The organism is Phytobacter sp. V91, assembly GCF_965644225.1.
In the GTDB taxonomy this organism is placed as follows: Bacteria; Pseudomonadota; Gammaproteobacteria; order Enterobacterales; family Enterobacteriaceae; genus CBFFRJ01.
The window spans coordinates 27,277-45,519 of sequence record NZ_CBFFRJ010000014.1 but is presented as its reverse complement, the minus strand read 5'-3'; the positions used below and the strand labels follow the sequence as shown (position 1 = coordinate 45,519).

At 54.0% G+C, this 18,243-nt stretch carries 17 protein-coding genes; 12 read left to right on the top strand and 5 right to left on the bottom strand.

Going from position 1 to position 18,243, the window contains the following annotated elements; translation table 11 throughout:
- Positions 1–12 precede the first annotated feature (12 nt).
- The 6 genes from aroB to trpS all read left to right on the top strand — a co-directional run bounded on the left by aroB (position 13) and on the right by trpS (position 5,880).
- Positions 13–1,101 carry a 3-dehydroquinate synthase gene (gene aroB / locus ACSZO4_RS04775; protein WP_437887703.1) on the top strand — a complete coding sequence of 363 codons (1,089 nt, stop codon included), beginning with the start codon at positions 13–15 and terminating at the stop codon, positions 1,099–1,101.
- An 89-nt stretch (positions 1,102–1,190) separates the two neighbouring features.
- Positions 1,191–2,486, top strand: a complete 1,296-nt coding sequence (gene damX / locus ACSZO4_RS04770; RefSeq protein ID WP_437887702.1) for a cell division protein DamX — start codon at positions 1,191–1,193, stop codon at positions 2,484–2,486.
- Between the two features lie 67 nt (positions 2,487–2,553).
- A complete protein-coding gene (gene dam, locus ACSZO4_RS04765) occupies positions 2,554–3,375 on the top strand; it encodes an adenine-specific DNA-methyltransferase (RefSeq protein ID WP_437887701.1) in 822 nt (273 codons plus the stop codon).
- Between the two features lie 76 nt (positions 3,376–3,451).
- Positions 3,452–4,129: a ribulose-phosphate 3-epimerase gene (rpe, locus tag ACSZO4_RS04760; RefSeq protein ID WP_437887700.1), complete on the top strand. Its 678-nt coding sequence runs from the start codon at positions 3,452–3,454 to the stop codon at positions 4,127–4,129.
- Positions 4,122–4,883: a phosphoglycolate phosphatase gene (gene gph / locus ACSZO4_RS04755; RefSeq protein ID WP_437887699.1), complete on the top strand. Its 762-nt coding sequence runs from the start codon at positions 4,122–4,124 to the stop codon at positions 4,881–4,883. The genes rpe and gph overlap by 8 nt, the downstream gene beginning before the upstream one ends.
- The gene (gene trpS / locus ACSZO4_RS04750) at positions 4,876–5,880 is read left to right on the top strand and encodes a tryptophan--tRNA ligase (protein WP_437887698.1); all 1,005 of its coding nucleotides are present in this window, start codon (positions 4,876–4,878) and stop codon (positions 5,878–5,880) included. Before gph ends, trpS begins: the two co-directional genes overlap by 8 nt.
- A 116-nt stretch (positions 5,881–5,996) precedes the next feature.
- Here trpS and cysG read toward each other — a convergent pair whose 3' ends face one another.
- The 4 genes from cysG to nirB all read right to left on the bottom strand — a co-directional run bounded on the left by cysG (position 5,997) and on the right by nirB (position 11,117).
- A complete protein-coding gene (cysG, locus tag ACSZO4_RS04745) occupies positions 5,997–7,361 on the bottom strand; it encodes a siroheme synthase CysG (RefSeq protein ID WP_437887697.1) in 1,365 nt (454 codons plus the stop codon).
- An 11-nt stretch (positions 7,362–7,372) separates the two neighbouring features.
- Positions 7,373–8,182 (bottom strand): nitrite transporter NirC, encoded by an 810-nt coding sequence (gene nirC / locus ACSZO4_RS04740; protein WP_437887696.1) that lies wholly within the window; start codon positions 8,180–8,182, stop codon positions 7,373–7,375.
- A 68-nt stretch (positions 8,183–8,250) separates the two neighbouring features.
- The gene (gene nirD, locus ACSZO4_RS04735) at positions 8,251–8,577 is read right to left on the bottom strand and encodes a nitrite reductase small subunit NirD (protein ID WP_437887695.1); all 327 of its coding nucleotides are present in this window, start codon (positions 8,575–8,577) and stop codon (positions 8,251–8,253) included.
- Positions 8,574–11,117, bottom strand: coding sequence for a nitrite reductase large subunit NirB (gene nirB, locus ACSZO4_RS04730; RefSeq protein ID WP_437887694.1), 2,544 nt, complete (start codon positions 11,115–11,117; stop codon positions 8,574–8,576). The genes nirD and nirB overlap by 4 nt, the downstream gene beginning before the upstream one ends.
- Before the next feature lie 241 nt (positions 11,118–11,358).
- Here nirB and ACSZO4_RS04725 point away from each other — a divergent pair, with 241 nt between their 5' ends.
- The 6 genes from ACSZO4_RS04725 to argD all read left to right on the top strand — a co-directional run bounded on the left by ACSZO4_RS04725 (position 11,359) and on the right by argD (position 16,152).
- The gene (locus tag ACSZO4_RS04725) at positions 11,359–12,654 is read left to right on the top strand and encodes a cytosine deaminase (RefSeq protein WP_437887693.1); all 1,296 of its coding nucleotides are present in this window, start codon (positions 11,359–11,361) and stop codon (positions 12,652–12,654) included.
- A gap of 151 nt (positions 12,655–12,805) precedes the next feature.
- Positions 12,806–13,378 (top strand): peptidylprolyl isomerase A, encoded by a 573-nt coding sequence (ppiA, locus tag ACSZO4_RS04720; protein WP_437887692.1) that lies wholly within the window; start codon positions 12,806–12,808, stop codon positions 13,376–13,378.
- Positions 13,379–13,486: 108 nt separating this feature from the next.
- A complete protein-coding gene (locus tag ACSZO4_RS04715; RefSeq protein ID WP_437887691.1) occupies positions 13,487–13,657 on the top strand; it encodes a YhfG family protein in 171 nt (56 codons plus the stop codon).
- Complete coding sequence (locus tag ACSZO4_RS04710; protein ID WP_437887690.1) at positions 13,647–14,249, top strand: putative adenosine monophosphate-protein transferase Fic; 603 nt, start codon at positions 13,647–13,649, stop codon at positions 14,247–14,249. Before ACSZO4_RS04715 ends, ACSZO4_RS04710 begins: the two co-directional genes overlap by 11 nt.
- 30 nt (positions 14,250–14,279) lie before the next feature.
- Positions 14,280–14,852 carry an aminodeoxychorismate synthase component 2 gene (gene pabA / locus ACSZO4_RS04705; RefSeq protein ID WP_437887689.1) on the top strand — a complete coding sequence of 191 codons (573 nt, stop codon included), beginning with the start codon at positions 14,280–14,282 and terminating at the stop codon, positions 14,850–14,852.
- A gap of 79 nt (positions 14,853–14,931) precedes the next feature.
- Complete coding sequence (gene argD / locus ACSZO4_RS04700; RefSeq protein ID WP_437887688.1) at positions 14,932–16,152, top strand: bifunctional acetylornithine/succinyldiaminopimelate transaminase; 1,221 nt, start codon at positions 14,932–14,934, stop codon at positions 16,150–16,152.
- Here argD and ACSZO4_RS04695 read toward each other — a convergent pair.
- Positions 16,149–18,221 carry a YccS/YhfK family putative transporter gene (locus ACSZO4_RS04695; protein ID WP_437887687.1) on the bottom strand — a complete coding sequence of 691 codons (2,073 nt, stop codon included), beginning with the start codon at positions 18,219–18,221 and terminating at the stop codon, positions 16,149–16,151. The genes argD and ACSZO4_RS04695 overlap by 4 nt on opposite strands.
- Positions 18,222–18,243 lie beyond the last annotated feature (22 nt).

The following is an 18,243-nucleotide window of genomic DNA, read 5'->3' as shown; positions in this document are numbered from 1 at the left end:
GGATGTCGCGTCATGGAGAGGATCACCGTCACTCTTGGGGAACGTAGTTACCCTATCACCATCGCGGCTGGATTGTTCAACGACCCAGCTTCCTTCTGGCCCCTGAAGTCTGGTGATCAGGTTATGTTGGTCACCAATGAAACACTGGCCCCACTCTATCTCGACAAAGTCCGTGGAGTGTTGGAATCGGCGGGTATTAAGGTTGACAGCGTGGTACTCCCTGATGGCGAGAAGTATAAAAGCCTGACGGTGCTGGACACTGTGTTCACCGCACTTTTGCAAAAACCCCATGGTCGTGACACAACCCTTGTTGCGCTGGGTGGCGGGGTTATCGGTGATCTTACCGGTTTCGCTGCAGCCAGTTATCAACGTGGCGTTCGTTTTATCCAGGTGCCTACCACCTTGCTTTCTCAGGTCGACTCTTCCGTCGGCGGGAAAACAGCGGTAAACCATCCCCTTGGCAAAAATATGATTGGCGCGTTCTATCAACCTGCTTCAGTGGTGGTTGATCTCGATTGCCTGTCATCTTTGCCGGCACGTGAACTCTCGTCTGGCCTGGCTGAGGTCATCAAATACGGCATCATTCTTGATGGCGCATTTTTCGACTGGCTTGAGCAAAATCTGGATGCCTTGTTGCGTCTGGATGGCAAGGCGATGGCTTACTGTATTCGCCGTTGTTGTGAGCTGAAAGCTGAAGTTGTGGCGGCGGATGAGCGGGAAACCGGCTTACGTGCTTTACTCAATCTGGGACATACCTTTGGTCATGCAATAGAAGCCGAAATGGGTTATGGCAACTGGCTGCATGGCGAAGCTGTCGCGGCAGGTATGGTGATGGCGGCGCGCGCGTCTGAACGCCTGGGTCAGTTTAGTCAGGAAGACACGCAGCGTATTATCACGTTGCTCAAACGTGCCGGGTTACCGGTGAGTGGACCGCAGGAAATGTCCGCTCAGGCATATATCCCGCATATGCTGCGCGACAAGAAAGTACTGGCAGGCGAGCTACGTTTAGTGCTCCCGCTGGCGATAGGGAAAAGTGAAGTGCGTGGCGGAGTGTCACAAGACGTTGTACTAGGCGCTATTGCTGATTGCCAGCAGGCGTAACAATTAGAAAGGTTAGCTGTGCGTGCGCAGCGTTTAAATTCGGGTTTTATGCGCAGGTGGTTAGCATAAACCTTTGAGTGGGGTGTTAAATGGATGAATTCAAACCAGAAGACGATCTGAAACCCGATCCAGCGGATCGTCGTACTGGTCGTTCTCGTCAGTCTTCTGAACGTGTCGATGAACCGCAGATCAATTTCGATGATGTTGATCTTGAGGCTGACGATCGCCGCCCTGCTCGTGCGCGTAAAACGCGTGATGAGCGCGACGACTACGAAGAAGAGTACGAAGCACAAGAGGGCGAGTTTGACGAGGAACATGTTGAACGCCGCCCGCGCAAGCGTAAAAAAGCCGCCGCCGCGAAGCCTGCGTCACGCCAGTACGTCATGATGGGCGTGGGCATTCTGGTGCTTCTGTTGCTCATCGTGGGTATCGGCTCAGCTCTTAAGGCGCCGTCCACCTCCACGGCAGATCAAGCCGCGCCTGCTGAGAAGAATATCGACCTTTCCGCTAACAGCGCCAGCCCTGCGGCTGAGCAGACGAATGGCGTGCAGCCGTCTCCAGAGGCTGCACCAGCAGCAGATACCGCCGCCGGTGCGCCGCGCGATGTCTCACTGCCCCCTATCTCTGCAACTCCTTCGCAAAGCCAGGTATCTGTCACGCCTGAGGGTCAGCAACGCCTTGAAGTTCAGGGTGATTTAAACAGCGCGCTGTCATCGCCTCAGGGTCAGGGTCAGATTAATAATGTGGTGGCTAACAGTACGCTCCCGACAGAACCCGCAACGGTTGCCCCTGTTCGTGGCGGCAACGGTAATGCTGCGCATAACGCTGCGACACAAAATAGTGCCGCTGGAACGCGTACTGAACGTAAGCAGATGGTGATTGAGCCAAAACCTCAGCCTAAGCCGCCGGTGGTGAAAGCGGAACCTAAACCAGTTGCGCCTCCAGTTACTCAGCAGCCTAAACGTGTTGAAACCACCGTTGCCGCTCCGGTGAAAGCGCCGATGGCGACAGCGCCGGTTCAGGCTCCAGCAGCTAAAGCTCCAGTAGTTACAGCCCCGGCGGCCACGGCTGCAGCACCTGCTGCCAGCGCGGGAGCAACGGGGAATGTCGGTGCGCTGAAGTCTGCGCCGGGCAGTCACTACACCCTGCAATTGAGCAGTTCGTCAAACTCCACTAACCTGAATGCATGGGCGAAAAAGGAGAATCTGAAAAACTTCGTGGTTTATCAGACGACCCGTAACGGTCAGCCCTGGTATGTGCTGGTAAGCGGTGTGTATGCTTCAAAAGAAGAAGCGAAACGTGCTGTTACAGCCCTGCCATCCGATGTTCAGGCGAAAAACCCGTGGGCGAAGCCGCTGCACCAGGTTCAGGCCGATCTAAAATAATGTTTAAAGCGCAGGATGCTGTCGGAGCTGTCTCCACAGCCGGAGAGAGTGTAATTAATCACCCAGCATGAAAAAAAATCGCGCTTTTCTGAAATGGGCAGGGGGGAAATACCCCCTGCTTACTGATATTGAACGACATCTGCCTGCGGGCGATTGTCTTATCGAACCCTTTGTTGGCGCGGGTTCTGTTTTCCTCAATACTTCATATTCCCGCTATATTCTCGCGGATATCAACAGCGATCTGATCAGTCTGTACAATATCGTTAAAGATAATGTGCACGAATATGTTGAAGCGGCTCGTACACTGTTCACACCCGAGACTAACCAGTCTGATATTTACTACCAGCTTCGTAGCGAATTTAATCAGAACCGGGATCCCCTGAGGCGCGCGGCGCTCTTTTTGTACCTAAACCGTCATGGTTACAATGGACTCTGTCGCTATAACCTGCGTGGCGAGTTTAACGTGCCTTTTGGCCGTTACAAAAAGCCCTATTTCCCGGAAGCTGAGCTGTATCATTTTGCTGAGAAGGCACAGAATGCTTTCTTCTTCTGCGAATCTTATGCGGACAGCATGGCGCGGGCGGATGCCAACTCGGTGGTCTATTGTGACCCACCTTATGCGCCGCTTTCTGCGACCGCCAACTTTACGGCGTACCATACGAACAGTTTTACAATGGAGCAGCAGGCCCATCTGGCGTCCATCGCCGAGAGCCTGGTGAGCAACAGAATCCCGGTATTGATTTCTAACCATGACACGGCGCTTACCCGTGAGTGGTATCGTCAGGCCAAACTGCATGTGGTGAAAGTCCGGCGCAGTATCAGCAGCAACGGCGGGGCACGCAAAAAGGTGGATGAACTGCTGGCGTTGTATCGACCGACGACCCTGTAGCCAGCTCGTTTTCGCCGTCGTTACGCGTTCACCTTAGCCTGTAAAATGACTTTATTTTCTTTTCAAGGAGATGCGGATGACACAGTATTTGATTGCCCCTTCGATTCTCTCGGCTGACTTCGCCCGTCTGGGTGAAGACACGGCAAATGCGCTGGCCGCAGGTGCAGATGTCGTGCACTTCGACGTGATGGATAACCATTACGTGCCTAATCTGACCATCGGTCCGATGGTGCTCAAAGCCTTACGCAACTATGGCATTACCGCCCCGATTGATGTGCATTTGATGGTGAAACCGGTAGACCGACTGATACCGGATTTCGCCGCTGCCGGGGCAAGTATCATTACCTTTCATCCTGAAGCATCCGAACATGTTGATCGCACGCTGCAACTGATTAAAGAACAGGGCTGTAAAGCTGGACTGGTCTTTAACCCAGCCACGTCGCTGAGTTATCTGGACTATGTGATGGACAAGATCGACGTCATTCTGCTGATGTCGGTTAACCCCGGTTTCGGTGGTCAGTCCTTTATTCCGCATACTCTCGATAAGCTGCGTGAAGTACGCCGTCGTATCGATGAATCTGGTTTTGATATTCGACTGGAAGTGGATGGCGGCGTGAAGGTCAGTAATATCGCCGATATTGCTGCGGCTGGAGCCGATATGTTTGTTGCGGGCTCCGCAATTTTCGACCAGCCAGACTACAAGAAAGTGATCGATGAAATGCGCAGTGAACTGGCAAAGGTAAGTCATGGATAAATTGCAAACAATTCGCGGGGTCGCTTTCGATCTCGACGGGACGCTGGTCGACAGTGCGCCGGGTTTGACGGCGGCGGTGGACAATGCGTTGTACGCACTGGAGCTGCCGCAGGCCGGTGAGGAACGCGTTATCACCTGGATTGGTAATGGGGCTGATGTCCTGATGTCACGCGCCCTGAGCTGGTCATTGCAGGAGCGTAACGCCCAACGAGCTTCTTCCGGAAAACCGTCGGTGAATCAGGCGGATATCCCGCAGGAAGAGCAAGCTTTCATGTTGCGTAAGCTGTTTGATCGTTACTACGCTGAGTCCGTAGAAGAGGGCAGTTTTCTGTTCCCGGATGTGGCGCAGACGCTGGCGGCGCTGCATGAAAAAGGCTTCCCGCTGGCGCTGGTAACCAACAAGCCAACCCCCTTTGTTGCACCGCTGCTTGAGTCTTTGGGCATTGCCTCCTTCTTCAGCGTGGTCATCGGCGGTGACGACGTGAAAAATAAAAAACCGCATCCGGAACCGCTATTGCTGGTGGCAGAAAAGCTGGCGCTGGCGCCTGATGCACTGCTGTTTGTCGGTGATTCCCGCAACGATATTCTCGCTGCAAAAGCCGCAGGTTGTTGCTCCGTAGGCCTGACTTATGGTTACAATTACGGCGAATCCATTACCTTAAGCGAGCCGGACTACGTGTACGACCGCTTCAATGAACTACTGCCCGCACTCGGGCTTTCGCATAGTGAAAATCAGGACGTGAAAAATGACTAAGCCCATCGTATTTAGTGGTGCACAGCCCTCAGGTGAATTGACCATTGGTAACTACATGGGTGCGCTGCGTCAGTGGGTAAACATGCAGGATGATTACCACTGCATCTATTGCATCGTTGATCTGCATGCTATTACCGCGCGTCAGGATCCTGAGAAGTTACGTAAAGCGACGCTGGATACTCTGGCGCTGTATCTGGCGTGCGGTATCGATCCTGAGAAAAGCACCATCTTCGTTCAGTCTCATGCGCCGGAACATGCACAACTCGGCTGGGCGCTGAACTGTTATACCTATTTCGGCGAACTGAGCCGTATGACCCAGTTCAAAGACAAATCTGCTCGCTACTCTGAAAACATCAACGCCGGTCTGTTTGATTACCCGGTGCTGATGGCGGCTGACATTCTGCTTTATCAGACCAACCAGGTGCCGGTCGGCGAAGATCAGAAACAGCATCTGGAACTGAGCCGTGATATCGCCCAGCGTTTCAATGCAATTTACGGTGATGTGTTCAAAGTGCCAGAGCCGTTTATTCCGAAATCTGGCGCGCGCGTGATGTCCTTGCTGGAACCGACCAAGAAGATGTCCAAGTCGGACGATAACCGCAACAACGTTATCGGCCTGCTGGAAGATCCGAAATCAGTCGTTAAGAAGATCAAACGTGCCATGACCGATGGCGATGAGCCGCCGGTTGTTCGTTATGACGTGCAGAACAAGGCGGGCGTTTCCAACCTGCTGGATATCCTCTCTGCGGTCACCGGGAAGAGCATCCCGGAGCTGGAACAGCACTTCGAAGGCAAAATGTATGGCCATCTGAAAGGCGAAGTAGCAGAGGCGGTTTCCGGCATGCTGACTGAGCTTCAGGAACGTTATCATCGTTACCGTAATGACGAAGCCTTCCTGCAGAAGGTAATGAAAGAAGGTGCGGAGAAAGCGAGCGCTCGTGCCTCCGAGACCCTGAAAGCGGTGTATGAAGCTATCGGGTTTGTTGCTAAGCCGTAAATAAAAGCAAAACGGTAACCCCTGGGTTACCGTTTTTAGTGTTTGCACCCTCTCCCGTGGGAGAGGGACGGGGTGAGGGCATCAGGCCGCAATAACCCCGGTTTTTGTCTCTAAAGCTAGAACCACTTCAGCTTATCGCGCAGGCCGACGACCCGGCCAACGATAATCAGCGCCGGACTTTCGACCTGCTGCGCCAGTTCACCGAGCTGCGTTAGCACGCCGCTGACCACACGCTGTTTTACCGAGGTGCCGTTTTCCACCAGCGCGACCGGCATATCAGCCTGCATACCATATTGAATCAGTTTTTCCCCGATGATTGCCGCCTGATTCAGTCCCATATAGAACACCAGCGTCTGTTTTTCGGCGGCCAGGTTTTCCCAGTCCAGTTCACCACCGGTTTTCAGATGCCCGGTGACCAGGCGTACGCTTTGCGCGTAGTCGCGGTGAGTCAGAGGGATGCCTGAGTAGGCGGAACAACCCGAAGCGGCGGTAATGCCCGGCACCACGGAGAAGGGGATGCCCGCATGGCACAGGGTCTCCAGTTCTTCACCGCCACGCCCGAAAATAAAGGGGTCTCCGCCTTTAAGACGCACCACGCGTTTGCCCTGTTGCGCTTCACGCAGCAGGATCTGGTTAATTTCTTGCTGAGGAACACAGTGATAACCCGCGCGTTTACCGACGAAGACACGGTCTGCGTCACGGCGCACCAGGTTCATGATTTCATCGGAGACCAGACGATCGTACACCACCACATCGGCCTGCTGGATCTGTTGCAGCCCTTTCAGGGTTAACAATCCCGGGTCGCCAGGACCCGCGCCAACCAGCACCACTTCGCCCCGATGATCGAGCGGCTCGGCCAACAGCTTTTCGGTAATGGCCTCAACGGCGGCGCTATCCTGGTTGGCAAGTGACTGGGCAAGTCGGTCATTCACAAACAGCTTTTCCCAGAAGCGACGACGCTCGGCGACACTGGCAAAGTGTTCCTTCACCCGGCGACGCAGTTTGCCCGCGTAATGGGCGACATGTCCAAGATGTTGAGGAAGAATGGCTTCGAGCTTTTCACGCAGCAGGCGGGCCAGCACCGGCGAGGTGCCTCCCGAGGAGACGGCCACCATCAATGGGGAGCGATCAATAATGGAGGGCATGATAAAGCTTGCCTGTTTTGGCGCATCCACCACATTACAGAAAATACGGCGGCGCTCTGCCGCTTCGCTGACCTGTTGGTTGACGGCCTCATCATCCGTTGCCGCAATCACCAGCCAGCAAGGGTCGAGCAGATTTTCATCGAAATTGCCTTCAACCAGCGTCAGCATCCCTTCGCTGGCCCAGACGGAGAACTGGGGGACAAAGGTGAGTGAATTGACGGTGAGTCGTGCACCAGCATCCATTAAAAGTCGGGCTTTACGTTCTGCGACATCACCGCCGCCGACCAGCAGACAAGCGCGTTCGCGTAATTGACAAAATATGGGTAAATGGTCCACGACACTACCTTTTAATTAGTTGTTATTGGGCGACTTTCCACTGTCTGCGTAACAGACGGGCGCTCGGATTTTGGCGTAGCATACCAGTAACCCAGACCCATAAACACGACACCGGACAAAGTATTGCCGAGGGTTACCCACAACAGGTTATGCCCAATTCCGGTCAGGGTATAAGCATCGCTGTGATGACCAAACCAGGAGAGTGAGAACAGCGTCATGTTGGCGACAGAGTGTTCGTATCCGGAAGCGATAAACGCCAGCAGGCACCACCAGATGGCGAGAAATTTAGCCGCGCCTTCGGTGCGAATTGCCATCCAGATTGCCAGGCATACTAACCAGTTACACAGCGCCCCTTTGAAGAACAGTACAGCTGCCGGAGCACTGGTTTTGGCCAACGCCGCGGTGTGCACGAGGCTGGTATCCAGCGGCAGCAAACTGCCACCACCCCAGTTATAGAGCAGCGCAACCAGTACTGAACCCAGCAGATTACCCAACCAGGTTTGCGGCAGTATCGCCCACATTTGTCTCTGGCTGATGGTGCCGGCTTTGACACCGAGGGTGAGAAACATGGTATGGCCGGTGAAGAGTTCAGAACCGGCAATAATCACCAGCGTCAGGGCGATACCAAAAGTGGCTCCCATCACCAGCGGGCGGACGGACGGCTCAAGCAGATTACCGAGGGTAAAAATCAAAATAATCCCCAGTCCCACATAGGCCCCCGCCATTGCTGAGCTTATCCAGAAGCTGGCAGGATTATTCGTTGAGAGGCGTGCTATACGCGCGGCATTAGCCGCACACTTGTTAATTGTGTCTGTAAACATAGCGTGATTATCCAAAATTAAAAAAGAATAAGGTTTAAAAAGTGGAGGCATTACACCTCCACTGAAAATTACGCTTTAAGCTGCACCACACCGTCTTTGACCCGGGCCTCGAAATGCGCCACTGAACGGCTTTCATCTTCCATACACATCCCGTCGCTTAATCGAAAACGCTGCTTTTTCAATGGGCTGGCGACCCACAGTTCACCATTGTGTTCGCCGATCAGGCCTCTGGACAGCACGCTTGCCTGGAAGAACGGGTCGATATTGCTGATGGCATAGACCTGGTCATCATGACGGGGGCGGAAGATGGCGACTTGCGTGTCATTGAGCAGGGCGCAGACCCCAGTTGCCGGTACGATGTCGTCAATTTTGCAGATAGTGTTCCACTGGCTCATACGGTTTCCTCCACTAACATCACCGGGATGCGTTCATAGGGTGTGGCCGGGCGGTGCTGCTCGCGCTCAGGTACAACCTGTACCGCCGGATCGCGTTTGTCGCTATTGATAAAGTGTCTGAAACGAACCTGCGCCTGCGGCGTGTTCACGGTTTCTGTCCACTCACAGATAACGGCGTCGCGCAGACGGGCTATTTCAGCTTCAAGCGAGTCATTGAGGCCCAGCTTGTTGTCGATGATGACGCTTCTGAGGTAGTCGATGCCGCCTTCCAGATTATCCAGCCAGGAAGCCGTGCGGGTCAGTTTGTCGGCGGTGCGGATATAAAACATCATAAAGCGATCGAGGTAGCGGAGCAGGGTTTCACGGTCAAGATCGGCGGCCAGCAGATCCGCATGACGGGGCTTCATCCCGCCGTTACCGCACACATACAGGTTCCAGCCTTTCTCGGTGGCAATAATTCCAACGTCTTTCCCCTGAGCCTCCGCGCACTCACGGGTACAACCTGAAACGCCAAACTTCATTTTGTGTGGCGTGCGGATGCCTTTGTAGCGATTTTCCAGCTCGACGCCGAAGCCCACGCTGTCGCCTACGCCATAGCGGCACCAGGTGCTACCCACACAGGTTTTCGCCATCCGCAGCGCTTTAGCGTAGGCGTGGCCGGTTTCGAAGCCCGCTTCCACCAGCTGACGCCAGATTTCCGGCAAATCGTCTTTCTGCGCGCCAAACAGGCCAATACGTTGTGAGCCGGTAATTTTGGTATAGAGATTAAATTCCCGGGCAATTCTCCCCACTTCCATCAGCCCTTCCGGGGTGATTTCACCTCCCGCAGAACGCGGGATGACAGAGTAGGTACTGTCCTTCTGGATGTTGGCCAGGAAGTTGTCGTTGGTGTCCTGGAGCGGCGTGTTCTGGGGTTTCAGAACGTATTCGTTCCAGCAGGAGGCGAGCAGAGAACCGACGGTGGGTTTACAGACTTCACAGCCGTAGCCTTTGCCGTATTTCTCCAGCAGTTCATCGAAGGATTTGATGCCCTCCACGCGGATCAGGTGGTACAGCTCCTGACGAGAATAAGCAAAGTGCTCACACAGATTGTTGGTGACTTCAATCCCCTGTTTCGCCAGTTCAGCATTCAGTACCTGAGTCACCAGCGGGATACATCCACCGCAACCGGTCCCGGCTTTGGTTTCTGCTTTTAGCGCCGCAACGGTGTGGCAGCCTTTATTGATGGCGGCGACCAGCATGCCTTTGGTGACGTCGAAGCAGGAACAGATCTGCGCGCTGTCAGGCAGTTTATCGACGCCAATTGATGGTTTGCCGCTGCCGGCGTGGGACGGCAGGATCAGCGCATCCGGGTTTTCCGGCAGTTCGATAGCGTTCAGCACCAGTTGCAGCAGGTTGCCGAAATCACTGGTGTCACCCACCAGTACCGCGCCAAGCAGGGTTTTATTATCCGGGCTGACGATCAACCGTTTATAGACTTCTTTGCTTTCGTCGAGATAAACGTAGCTGCGGGCGCCCGGCGTGCGGCCATGGGCATCGCCAATACCTCCGACGTCCACGCCCAGCAGCTTCAGCTTGGCGCTCATATCGGCACCGGCAAAGGTGTTCGCATGGCCGAGGATATGGTCCACTGCAACCTGCGCCATTTTGTAACCCGGGGCGACCAGGCCGTAAACGTGATTATCCCAGCTGGCACACTCGCCAATGGCGTAGATATCCGGGTCTGAGGTCTGGCAGGTATCGTTAATCCTGATGCCGCCACGTTGCGCCACCTCAAGACCACACTGGGTCGCCAGTTTGTCGCGTGGGCGAATACCCGTAGAGAAAACAATGAAATCGACTTCCAGGCTGCTACCGTCAGCAAAGCGCATGGTCTTACGCGCATCGGTACCTTCCTGAACGATCTCTTGAGTATTTTTGCTGGTGTGCACGCGCACGCCCATACTTTCGATCTTACGCTTAAGCTGTTCGCCGCCCATCTGATCGAGCTGTTCCGCCATCAGCATGGGGGCAAATTCGATAACGTGGGTTTCGACGCCTAAGTTTTTCAGGGCGCCAGCCGCTTCAAGGCCGAGCAAACCGCCACCGACCACTGCCCCACGGCGGCTGCGACGGGCGCAGGATTCGATAGCATTCAGGTCTTCTATGGTGCGGTAAACAAAGCAGTCCTGGGTTTCGGAACCTTTAATAGGTGGGATCCACGGATAAGAACCGGTCGCCATGATCAGTTTGTCGTAATAAACAGTACGACCGGCGCTGGAGTGGATCACCTTTTCCTGACGGTTGATGGTGATCGCCCGTTCGCCCACCAGAATATTAACGCCGTGTTTCTCATAAAAACCGTCTCGTACCAGCGACAGCTCTTCTGCTGTATGGTGCGAAAAGTAGGATGACAAATGCACACGATCGTAAGCTTTACGGGGCTCTTCACAAAAAATGGTAATCTCGAACTGGTCGGCAGAGGCTTTGTCGAGAAGATCCTCAACGAAACGGTGGCCGACCATGCCATTACCGATAATAGCGAGTTTGACTTTGCTCATTTTTGCCTCTTTTTCTTTTCTATTATTGCTTACCTTAACGATTCAGCAGATGGGCTTATTGATGTAAATCAAGTGCATCTTCGCCTACCACTTAATGGGTAGATATCTGATTTTTCATGATTTTTATAAGTGTCGGATCTGTCAGGCTTTTCGTGTTTGCGGAAATTGTGTACAAAAAAGAGCGCGGAATTATGGCAATTGCCTGAAACAGTGTTTCAGCGTTAATCCCAGGGGGTAGGGTATGTCAGCAGCACCACTTTGGTTGGTTCAGAACGTTCATTTGCCAGGGCGTGAAGGGTTATGGCAAATCAGTATTGAGCAAGGGAGCTTTGGCGAAATCACCCCTATGGGATCCACCCAGGGTGAGAGCTATGAGGTGCTGAACGCCCGCGGCGGGCTGGCGGTTCCGCCTTTTATTGAACCGCATATTCATCTTGATACCACCCAGACGGCAGGGGAGCCGAACTGGAATCAGTCAGGGACCTTGTTTGAAGGTATTGAGCGCTGGGCCGAGCGTAAAGCCATGCTCAGCCATGAAGACGTTAAACAGCGAGCCTGGCAAACGCTGAAGTGGCAAATGGCCAACGGGATCCAGTTTGTACGTACGCATGTCGATGTTTCCGACCCCGACCTTACCGCGCTAAAAGCGATGCTGGAGGTTAAGCAGGAGGTCGCCCCGTGGATAGATTTGCAAATTGTCGCTTTCCCACAAGAGGGGATTTTGTCCTATCCCAATGGCGCCGCATTGTTAGAAGAGGCATTACGGCTCGGTGCCGATGTGGTGGGGGCTATTCCGCATTTCGAATTCACCCGCGAGTACGGTGTCGAATCGCTACATATAGCCTTTGAGCTGGCGCAGAAATATGACCGGCCGCTGGATATTCACTGCGATGAAATTGATGATGAGCAGTCGCGGTTTGTCGAAACCGTCGCGGCTCTGGCGCTGAAAATGGGCATAGGGGAGCGGGTGACCGCCAGCCACACCACCGCAATGCACTCCTACAACGGGGCCTATACTTCGCGGCTGTTCCGCCTGCTTAAACTCTCCGGCATTAATTTCGTCGCCAACCCGTTGGTCAATATTCATTTGCAGGGGCGCTTTGATGACTATCCCAAGCGGCGCGGCATCACTCGGGTAAAAGAGCTAATGGCGGCAGGCATTAATGTCTGTTTCGGTCATGATGATGTCTCTGATCCATGGTATCCATTGGGAACCGGCAATATGCTTCAGGTGCTGCATATGGGGCTGCATGTTTGTCAGTTGATGGGATATCAGCAAATTGATGATGGTCTGAATCTTATCACCCACAACAGTGCGCGGACCTTCGGGCTTAAGGACTACGGCATTGCGACCGGCAATCCTGCCAATATGATTATTCTGCCTGTCAGCAGTGGTTTTGATGCGGTACGTTGCCAGTCACCGGTACGCTGGTCGATTCGCCACGGGCGGATTATTGCCACGACCCAGCTGGCGCAAAGTTGGGTGCAGACCGACAGCGGTGGTGAAGAAGTGCTGTTTAGTCGCCAGGCGAAGTGAAGGCGGTAACAGAATGGCCACCGGAAGCGTGGCCATTCAGGTTACATGTGTTTCAATTGCGTAAAATTAAGTAAAAGGCTGGCCTGCTGGCGGACTGCTCTTTAGAATCAAGCCACTCGCTTTGTTACCTGCATTTCGTTAAGGAAACCTCATGGTTAAATCGACTCTGGCGGCTTTTGCGGCTGTATGTGCCCTCTCAGTGATCTCCTCTTCTGCTCTCGCGGCAAAAGGCGATCCTCATGTTCTGCTTACCACCTCCGCTGGCAATATTGAACTGGAGCTGGATAAACAGAAAGCCCCGGTCTCGGTAAAAAACTTTGTCGATTATGTGAACAGTGGTTTTTATAACAACACCACCTTTCACCGCGTGATCCCGGGCTTTATGGTTCAGGGCGGCGGTTTTAACGAGCAAATGCAGCAGAAGCAGCCAAATCCGCCGATTAAAAACGAAGCCGACAACGGCTTGCGTAACACCCGCGGCACCATCTCCATGGCTCGCACGGCTGACAAAGACAGCGCCACCAGCCAGTTCTTCCTGAATGTTGCAGATAACGCTTTCCTCGATCACGGTCAACGCGATTTCGGTTATGCGGTATTTGGTAAGATTGTGAAGGGGATGGAGATTGCAGACAAAATCTCTCAGGTCCCCACCCATGATGTCGGCCCATACCAGAATGTGCCGTCAAAACCGGTTGTTATCCTCTCTGCGAAAGTCCTGCCGTAATCTTTTTCAGTACGGGTTGCTTATGGCCCGTACTGCCAGACCCTTCCTGCGTAACGCGTAAATGCTGCTTATACTTGTGGCAAATGAGCGAGATATCAGGGAGGCGTTATGAACAAAAAACTCACTGACCGACAAAAATCCCGACTCTGGGAGCAGCAACGCAATATCAATTTTCAGGCCAGTCGCCATCTGGAGAATGTTGACAGCCCACTGGTGACGCTCACGCCTGAAGAGGCCAATGTGCGCCTGCAAGCGTTGAGGAGGCACTATGAGCGATAAATATGGCAACGGTCGCGATCCTTATCTGTACCCCGGCATCAATGTGATGCGCAATATCCTCGATATTCACCAGGCCCAGCGGCTGGAACAGGCGGCGTGGGAACTGACAGCTCTGCGTGCCGCCACCCTTGAACTGGGGCCGAAGGTGGGTGGCTTACCTCATCTTTGTGCGATACACCGCCACCTCTATCAGGATATTTTCGCCTGGGCAGGCGCTTTTCGTGAGGTGGATATTTACCAGGGCGATACCCGTTTTTGCCATTTTGCGTATATCGAGAAAGAGGGCAATGCCCTGATGCGCAGCCTGGAAGGCGAAGAGTATCTTCAGCATCTTAAGTTCGCTGAGTTTGTGGAGCGACTGGCGCATTACTACTGTGAAATCAATGTGCTTCACCCTTTTCGTATTGGCAACGGCATCACGCAGCGTATCTTCTTTGAACAGCTGGCATTGCATGCCGGTTACCAGCTTGACTGGCGGGATATCGATCCGCAGGGCTGGGCTGCGGCAAATCAGGCCGGGGCTATGGGGGAACTGGCCCCGCTACGTACGATCTTTGGCAAAGTGGTAAGCGAAGTGAATGAATCTGAGTAGAATAGGGCGGCACATTTCTACGAGGCCGCCATGATCCTGCTGATTGATAATTACGACTCTTTTACCTGGAACCTGTACCAATATTTTTGCGAGCTGGGCGCGCGGGTCGAGGTCAGGCGGAACGACGAAATAACACTGACGGACATTGCGGCCCACCCGCCTGAAAAGATTGTTATCTCTCCAGGGCCCTGCACGCCCGATGAATCCGGGATCTCACTTGAGGTTATCCGCCATTATGCCGGCATTTTGCCGATCCTCGGTGTCTGCCTGGGTCACCAGGCGATTGCGCAGGCATTTGGCGCGCGTATTGTGCGTGCGCAGAAAGTTATGCACGGGAAAACCTCACCGATTAGCCATACCGGGAAGGGCGTTTTTCACGGCCTGAACAACCCGCTTACCGTCACACGCTACCATTCATTGCTTATCGATCCCCCGACGCTGCCGGACTGTTTTGAGGTCACTGCCTTGAGTGAAACCCAGGAGATCATGGGGATTCGCCATCGCCAGTGGGATCTCGAAGGAGTGCAGTTTCATCCGGAGAGCATTCTCAGTGAACAGGGTCATGCGCTACTGAATAACTTTCTGCATCGCACCGATTTTTAGTTGCCATTGAGTGATTTTTTATGCATATTTCGTGATTATATTTTCACTTCTGCTTCTTATTTAACAAGGGTGGGGTCACATGGCAACTCAGCAAGACGCAATTACGCGCGCAACCTTCGACGAAGTCATTTTACCAATCTTCGCACCGGCCGAATTTATCCCGGTGAAGGGAAAGGGCAGCCGCGTATGGGATCAACAAGGTAAAGAGTACGTTGATTTTGCGGGGGGAATAGCGGTTACCGCGCTGGGGCATTGTCACCCGACGCTGGTCGAAACGTTAAAAACGCAGGGTGAAACTCTGTGGCACATCAGCAACGTTTTCACTAATGAGCCAGCACTGCGTCTGGCGCGTAAGCTGGTTGACGCGACCTTCGCTGAGCGGGTGGTTTTTATGAACTCCGGCACCGAAGCCAACGAAACGGCATTTAAGCTGGCGCGTTTTTACGCGTCCACTCGCCATAGTCCGCACAAAACCAAAATCATCGCTTTCCATAATGCGTTTCATGGTCGTTCCCTCTTCACGGTGACCGTGGGCGGGCAGCCAAAGTATTCTGATGGTTTTGGTCCAAAACCGGCTGATATTGTCCATGTGCCCTTTAACGATCTGCATGCTGTCAAAGCGGTCATGGACGATCACACCTGTGCGGTGGTGGTCGAACCTATCCAGGGCGAAGGTGGCGTGACTGCCGCAACGCCAGAGTTTTTACAAGGCCTGCGTGACCTGTGTGACGAGCACAAAGCGCTGCTGGTCTTTGATGAAGTGCAGTGTGGGATGGGGCGTTGTGGTGAGCTGTTTGCCTATATGCACTATGGCGTAACGCCGGATATTCTGACCAGCGCCAAGGCACTGGGCGGCGGCTTCCCGGTCAGCGCCATGCTGACCACTCAGGAGATCGCCAGCGCCTTCCATCCGGGTTCCCACGGTTCCACCTACGGCGGTAACCCGCTGGCCTGCGCGGTGGCAGGGGCGGCCTTTGATATCATCAACACGCCGGAAGTCTTAAGTGGCGTGAATGCGAAGCGCGCACTTTTTGTTGAGCATCTGGAAAAAATCAACGCGCAATACGATCTGTTCAGTGAGATCCGCGGTATGGGTCTGCTGATTGGGGCTGAACTGAAACCGCAATTCACAGGCCGGGCGCGTGATTTCCTGTATGCGGCGGCAGAAGAGGGTGTGATGGTACTGAACGCCGGGCCGGATGTAATGCGTTTTGCCCCGGCGCTGATCGTTGAAGATGCTGATATTGTTGAAGGTATGAATCGTTTTGCCCGCGCGGTGGCAAAAGTGATTAACGGCTAACGGCGTAAGCGACGTTTAAGCCAGATACCATGATGCGGGCGCTGACGACACGCCACCGATGAAATGGTGTGCATGGTGCTCAGATGCCCGAGAATACGCTGGAGATGTTGTTCCAGCGTGCTCACAGGACCCCGTGTCAGGGTCTCCGGCGCTTCCAGAATATTCACATCCCCTGAACTTCCCGCTCCGTCGTATTCCAGCCGCTGCTGACAACGTTGCAGCGCAATCTCACATGACTGCAAATAGCGTTGCGCCAGGTCCGGCGTCAGCATGGTGTGCTCCCGCGCCAGGGTGGTCATGGCGTTTATATGCTCAACAATAAACTGGCTGTGAGTGACCCACAGTTTCATATCCGACAGATAGCGCGTATCGAAGCCCGGCTCCTGCATCGCCTGATTAAGGGGGTTGAATAAGGCGTTGTGCGCCTGGTTGACGCGCATTCGTTGGTATGCCAGCGGCGTGACCTGCGGATCGTTGCTCAGGAGTAACTGGATAGCGTCCTGATACGTTTCCAGCGCATCATGGGCATTGCGTCGCAGCAGGCCGCTTTGCCATTGCGGCCACAGCCAGACAATGCCGCCAAAGGCTATCAGACAGCCAATCAGCGTATCGATAAGACGGGCGACGATAAATTGTTCGCCGTTGAGGGTCAGAAGCTGAAGCGTGTACACCGCCGTAAGGGTAAAGCCCACCATCGCCCAGCCGTAACTTTTGCGAATGATCAGATAGCTTATCAGGGTGACAATCAGCATGGTGACCAGCGTGTAGCCTTCCGGTACATGGTAGTGCAACGTGGCTCCGGCGATGATTAACCCGGCCATTGTGCCTGCCGCCCGGTGCAAAATGCGCACTCGCGTTGCGCCATAGCCGTTTTGGGTGACAAACATCACGGTCATCATGATCCACCAGGGCTTGGGTAAATGCAGGGCACTGCCCATCAGGCTGGCGACGCTTAACATCACGCTGATGCGCGCAGCGTTGCGTAAGGCCGCGGACTTAAGAGATAAATAGCTTCTGAGTGCCGGTAGTAGCGGCAACCTGCGCTGCTTTTCCGCCATCAGATCGCGAATATAGAGGGGGCGCTGCGTTCGCAAAACCCGGGCGATTTGGCTGAAGTGCCAGGCGCAAAACTGCCCCACCGGGTTATCAGGATGCTGGTGGGCGATTTTCTCCAGCGCGCTGATTTGTTTATCCATACTGAAGCGCTGGGGGTAACGGTGATAGAGAATATCGTCGGCAATGACCCTCAGCCTGGCCGCGACGGTCTGCGCGTTCCAGCGGATCACTTCTTCGGCATGGCTGCGTTCGACCAGCGCCTGCACTTCCTGAGGCTGATGCAAGCTGACGGCTATATGCTCCTGCAAATCGAGCGCCATCTGAAAGACACGAAGCAGCCGCTTGTAGTCACCATTATGATTCGCAGCCAGCATATGCAGTTGCTGATAACACTGACTAATCATATCCACGGCCTTTTGCTGGCGGGCCAGTAGCGGCGGCAGCGCTTTTTCCGGATCCGCATGCTGGGTCAGCAGGCTGTATTTTGCTTCGCAGTAATCGGCCAGTTGCCGGTACAGCAAACTTAAGGATTCGCGAAGCGGTTGCTCCCGCCAGAACCAAAAGGCGTTAAACGCGCCGTACCACAGGGTGCCGAGACTGTAGATCAACAGCGGTTCCCAGACCGGCATATTGCCCGCAAGGCTCAGAGTAAAGATGGCGGCGATCAGTGAGGCGGGTAGTAACCTGCCATGTAGCGCACTGATTTCCGCGGTCACCCCAAGAATGAGCGTCATCATCGTCAGAATAAGAGGCAACGGGACATTTTCGAAGAGTAAAAATTGCACCGCGAGGCTGCTACCGGCGAAAAGCGAACCGCCAATAATCACCCGTTTAAAAAAGCGTTTATGCGGGGTGTCGAGACCGGCAATGTTGCAACAGGCGGGAACTAACGAGAAGAGAAGACCGAGATCCAGTCGGCCGACAATCAGACCAACGGTCACCGGCAGACATAACACCAGCGTTTGTCGCAGTGCATAGTTGATTTCGGGGTGGTAAATCAGCCTGCGCCACATAGAAACAAAAACGGCGCATTAC

Excerpts from the sequence above, each read along its gene's own strand:
- aroB (WP_437887703.1), top strand. The coding sequence starts at position 13 with ATGGAGAGGATCACCGTCACTCTTGGGGAACGTAGTTACCCTATCACC.
- damX (WP_437887702.1), top strand. The coding sequence starts at position 1,191 with ATGGATGAATTCAAACCAGAAGACGATCTGAAACCCGATCCAGCGGAT.
- dam (WP_437887701.1), top strand. The coding sequence starts at position 2,554 with ATGAAAAAAAATCGCGCTTTTCTGAAATGGGCAGGGGGGAAATACCCC.
- rpe (WP_437887700.1), top strand. The coding sequence starts at position 3,452 with ATGACACAGTATTTGATTGCCCCTTCGATTCTCTCGGCTGACTTCGCC.
- gph (WP_437887699.1), top strand. The coding sequence starts at position 4,122 with ATGGATAAATTGCAAACAATTCGCGGGGTCGCTTTCGATCTCGACGGG.
- trpS (WP_437887698.1), top strand. The coding sequence starts at position 4,876 with ATGACTAAGCCCATCGTATTTAGTGGTGCACAGCCCTCAGGTGAATTG.
- nirC (WP_437887696.1), bottom strand. The coding sequence starts at position 8,182 with ATGTTTACAGACACAATTAACAAGTGTGCGGCTAATGCCGCGCGTATA.
- nirD (WP_437887695.1), bottom strand. The coding sequence starts at position 8,577 with ATGAGCCAGTGGAACACTATCTGCAAAATTGACGACATCGTACCGGCA.
- nirB (WP_437887694.1), bottom strand. The coding sequence starts at position 11,117 with ATGAGCAAAGTCAAACTCGCTATTATCGGTAATGGCATGGTCGGCCAC.
- ACSZO4_RS04725 (WP_437887693.1), top strand. The coding sequence starts at position 11,359 with ATGTCAGCAGCACCACTTTGGTTGGTTCAGAACGTTCATTTGCCAGGG.
- ppiA (WP_437887692.1), top strand. The coding sequence starts at position 12,806 with ATGGTTAAATCGACTCTGGCGGCTTTTGCGGCTGTATGTGCCCTCTCA.
- ACSZO4_RS04715 (WP_437887691.1), top strand. The coding sequence starts at position 13,487 with ATGAACAAAAAACTCACTGACCGACAAAAATCCCGACTCTGGGAGCAG.
- ACSZO4_RS04710 (WP_437887690.1), top strand. The coding sequence starts at position 13,647 with ATGAGCGATAAATATGGCAACGGTCGCGATCCTTATCTGTACCCCGGC.
- pabA (WP_437887689.1), top strand. The coding sequence starts at position 14,280 with ATGATCCTGCTGATTGATAATTACGACTCTTTTACCTGGAACCTGTAC.
- argD (WP_437887688.1), top strand. The coding sequence starts at position 14,932 with ATGGCAACTCAGCAAGACGCAATTACGCGCGCAACCTTCGACGAAGTC.
- ACSZO4_RS04695 (WP_437887687.1), bottom strand. The coding sequence starts at position 18,221 with ATGTGGCGCAGGCTGATTTACCACCCCGAAATCAACTATGCACTGCGA.